The sequence below is a fragment of the Bacillus sp. AP50 genome (assembly GCF_040492675.1).
In the GTDB taxonomy this organism is placed as follows: Bacteria; Bacillota; Bacilli; order Bacillales; family Bacillaceae_G; genus Bacillus_A; species Bacillus_A cereus.
Genome location: NZ_JBEUTW010000445.1, coordinates 1 through 4,279 on the forward strand (window position 1 = coordinate 1; position 4,279 = coordinate 4,279).

The following is a 4,279-nucleotide window of genomic DNA, read 5'->3' on the forward strand; positions in this document are numbered from 1 at the left end:
ATGAAGCTCAAAAAATGTTATAAGCTCATTATTTGCAAGAAATAATATAGAATGTATGTCAGTATCGCCTTCTGATAATTCTACACATTTCTTTGGTTTACCTGTAAATTGTAACTGTTCCTCAGATAATTCATAGCATTCTACTTGTTTTTTAAATCGTTCTTCAAATTCAAATAACCCCATAATGTCCCCCCATTAATTCTCCCCGTTTGCTAAATAACTTTATATGGAAAAAGTTGATACCCTCGTATTTGAGAATATCAACTTTCATTTTTATGTAACTTTATAGTATAAAAAAGAACTTTATTTTCATTAAACAGCTTCGTTGCTATAAAAGGCAAAAAAGCTCATTTTTTCATTTGGGGTAATTCTGAATTCTTAAATTGATGGGCATGGGATCGCGCCCCATCTCTATCAAACTAAGCTTATATAAAATAAATTTCAGGTGAGATTGTTTCTTATTTCTAAAGGACAAGTGTAGGTGATTGAAAGATTTGCATACAAAATAAACCTTAAAAAGTTTCACATTTAAGCTAAACTAAGCTAAGAAAGTCAATTTTAACAATCTATGTTTTTCTTTTACATATTAGCAGAATAAGAAGGTTATCAAAGGCTGGATGAAACCCCCAGCGAATGATAACCTTTTGAAATAGCATATCAATGATTTAAATAAATACCCTCATGAATATATTATTGAGCCACTCCAAATACATTGATTTCTGCCGCACTTGTCCATGGATTATTGTTTACCTCGCTTAATGCACGTAGTCTAATATAACGACCTGTCTTGTTTGCAAAGTTGACTTCTTTCAAATTAGTATTATTTGCAAAAGCACCTATGGATACAGCTGTTCCCCAATTCACTCCATCACTACTTACGTAAAACTCATAATCCTTAATCGTTCCGTTTATTTGGCCGTCTTGCCTTGGCAGGTAGCTGAATTTGGAGAGGTTATAGGTCGCACCTAAATCAATTTGAATCTCATGTGGCATTGGAGCAACAGGACTCCAGTTTGTATGCCAAAATGTGTCTTTATTTCCGTCAAAGGCATACGTACCTAAATTGTACCAATTATAGCTATCTACATATTTTAGCGTCCAGTTTGTCTGCGGAATTAAACTAGCTTCTTTTGTTGTGACCGCTACATTCATAGTCGAATTACTTGTGCTTGTCGTTGTAATCGTTACACCTGATTTTTCTCCCGTGTAGGTATTACTATTCGGATTGGTGTCTGGACTAAAGGAAGCAGCATGATTTTGATTCGTGTAATAGAAAGGGTCTTGGTATTCACTGACGGATTGTTCTATATCAATGAAGGGATGAGGATCACTGGAATTATTATTCATGGATTCATCAATATGCCAAACCGCAATACCACCAGAATTAGTTGGTAAGCTCGCATCATACCCAACCTTTGCGCGATTCTCAACTAAAAAATACGTATTATCCTTTAAAGGAATCTTTAACACATTATAGTTATTTGGGATCGCATTTAGAGTAAAATTGTTGCTGGTATTTACTACATTTGGCGTTACAAAACCTAGTTTTACCTTGGACCAAGCATCCATATGATCTGGCGTAGTTCCATACTCTTCTCCTGGAAGACTATTCCAAGCTCCATTCCCCATTATACTTAGACTACCCACACGGTTATTGTCGCCATATAGATCTGGAAGACCAAAAGAATGACCTAACTCATGAGCAGGTATACCAATTGTCGCCATATGACCATATTGCTTTTCCCCCTGCGCTGTATACATGCCTGATACTGTAACACCATCGTGATTTGTATTAGGAGCATATGACTGATGTGCCCAAATATTTGGAAGTGGACCACCACTAGCCTGTTCATTACCAGCAAGAAAACTTACAATGTAGAAGCCATCTTTAGAGTCAATGACTTGATCATTATTAGTATCAAGACTAGCAAAATTCACTTGAGAATCAGCTTTAGCCAGTGCATCTGTTATAACCGTACCCATACTTTTTCCCGATGTACTCGGATGAGCGTAATCTAATTTCACTTTAACCACTCCATCATTTTGAGTACCATATGTTTCAGGAGCTGGAGTTATCTGTACTTTTCCGTTACTTACTTCATTATAGTAATTCTTAACTGACTTTTGATTTGTAGAAAAGAATTTGTTACTCCAATCGTTATCGTTATATGCAATATCAACATCTGTAAACCCAATTAACAAAACAAGTAATTTTTTGTTTCCTAAAACTGGAGTGACAGTTCCATCAATATTTTTTGGTGATTCTTTTTGTAATTTATTCATGTGCTCCTGTTTTTTCTTTGCTTGAGGGTTGTAATTCTTTATCCATTTGTTCAAATTGTTCTCATTTACTGCCATTGAAGGCTTCTTATCAATTTTATATTTTTTCCCCGTCGATTTCAGTTCATCTAATGTAAGCTCCGCGTAATTCCAATACCCCTTCTGATCTTGTAAAAGTACATCGCCATCCTTTGTACTTACCCAATGGAACCATTCATCTCCATGTAACGTGCCCTCAAAAGATTCGCCTGAAGGCTGCTTCATTTTGACAACTCCCTCGTATGCTGGTGCGGCAAAAGAGTCCGTTTGAACATACAAAACACAAATCAAAGAAAAAACGGACATGAACAGGAATTTTAAAATTCTTTGCATAAACTTTCCCCCTTTTTCAATTGTGTGTGGAATATTCTGTTGATAGCCAGACTAGATTCATACATGGAATAAATCGACAGATACATTTGTATAACACTAACAGAATACCTTTAATTATAATTACAGGAAATTGAAAAAATGTTATTTTTTTAATTCTGTTAATATTTTCTCAAGATTATCCAGTTAAGCAGAATCGATGAAAGTTACATGTGGAGTTCCGGAAAAAATTATACTTTTAGTATGTATATAATGCCACATGTTGACTAATCCAAATTAAATAAAGTTTATGAGCAAAAGAGAGTGTAATTTGACATTGTGTAATAAAGATAAGGCCCACCTACTAAAATAGGTGGGCTTTTTGTTGGGTATTACTATCTCATTGCACAAAAGGGAATTTGTATTAAAATATTAACACATTTTTAGAGTTCTTATATTGAGAAAAAAGATACTATAAGGACTCTAAGAATGGCAAAATAATATACATTATAAAAATATAAAATCCGGTCATACAGATAGTTTAATTAAATATTATAACGCATTAACTCTAGCAGAAAAGAGGAATTAGTTTGTTTTAAAGTAATAAGTGGACAATACTTCTTAGGTGTAGAAGGTATCCAAATTCCTGTACCAATTCCAGCAGTTGCTGCAGCTTTATTAATTGGTTTAGGAGTAATTCCACTTTGTTCTTAATGTAAAGAATTCGGACCATTCCTATCTTTCCATTGGAAAAGCCTCAAGTATATGAATACTTGAGGCTTTCTTTATATCAGAGAAAAAACACCTTACAGCGCTTGAAGATCTCCTGATTTAATTAATGTGGCCGTTACATCATCACCGAAAGTATTGAGACAGAATACTTGCTCGTCTACCTTATCCATCACTGTAGCTTCACCTATCACGCCACCTTGAAGTTTAATAAAATAGTTATGTTCTTCTACAATTTTACTAAAATCTCTATTTGCCCATCTTTCAGTAATTGCTAATAGCTCTTCTTTGTTCTTGAAATTGTTTCCGTTTAGAATATTTCTTACTTTCTCTGCATTCTTTTTGGACATAGGGGTTGCTCCCTTTCCTTCACACGCTTTTACTTTTTGATGAGTCATGCTATGCATAGCTGAAATAACTTCTTCTTCAGTAGAAGTTACTGTAATGTGAAGTTGTGCATTTGAACCTTTCACTTCTGCTTCATTCGATAGTATGTCTTCTTTATTAACCTCTGCAAAAACATGGTCCTCACCCTTAAGCGGGACTTCAGCAAACTGTAATATTCCATAAGTCATACCAGTTGCAAGTACTACTCCCCCTATAATAGATGCTAGCCAATACTTTAGCTTCTTATCCATCTTCATTTCCCCCGTCTTCGTTTACATATCTTAACTAAAGAATACCATATTTAATTCCTTTTTATTGAAGAGTCTCTAATTTCTACTATTTAAAAATATTCTCATCGTTTAATGTAATACGATATAATCATTTTATAATACAAAAAAAACTATATTCTCATTCCCTATTTTTTTGGAGGTGATTGTCTTGAATAAAAACATCAATCTACTTCTTCAAATAATAATTGGAATTATAATTATGATTGCACCTATTCTCATAACAGGATCTATATACGATGTCACTA

At 34.1% G+C, this 4,279-nt stretch carries 3 protein-coding genes; all 3 read right to left on the bottom strand.

Annotated features, from left to right (window positions below):
• A partial coding sequence (locus tag ABWK52_RS24295; RefSeq protein ID WP_353772189.1) for a hypothetical protein occupies positions 1 to 183 on the bottom strand: 183 nt, incomplete at its 3' end.
• Positions 184 to 690: 507 nt separating this feature from the next.
• On the bottom strand, positions 691 to 2,652 hold the full coding sequence (locus ABWK52_RS24300; protein WP_061654901.1) for a M6 family metalloprotease domain-containing protein: 1,962 nt from the start codon (positions 2,650 to 2,652) through the stop codon (positions 691 to 693).
• A 782-nt stretch (positions 2,653 to 3,434) separates the two neighbouring features.
• On the bottom strand, positions 3,435 to 3,995 hold the full coding sequence (locus tag ABWK52_RS24305) for a PRK06770 family protein (RefSeq protein WP_044584193.1): 561 nt from the start codon (positions 3,993 to 3,995) through the stop codon (positions 3,435 to 3,437).
• Positions 3,996 to 4,279: the final 284 nt, after the last annotated feature.

Coding starts and splice junctions, on each gene's coding strand:
- ABWK52_RS24300 (WP_061654901.1), bottom strand. CDS start 2,652: ATGCAAAGAATTTTAAAATTCCTGTTCATGTCCGTTTTTTCTTTGATT.
- ABWK52_RS24305 (WP_044584193.1), bottom strand. CDS start 3,995: ATGGATAAGAAGCTAAAGTATTGGCTAGCATCTATTATAGGGGGAGTA.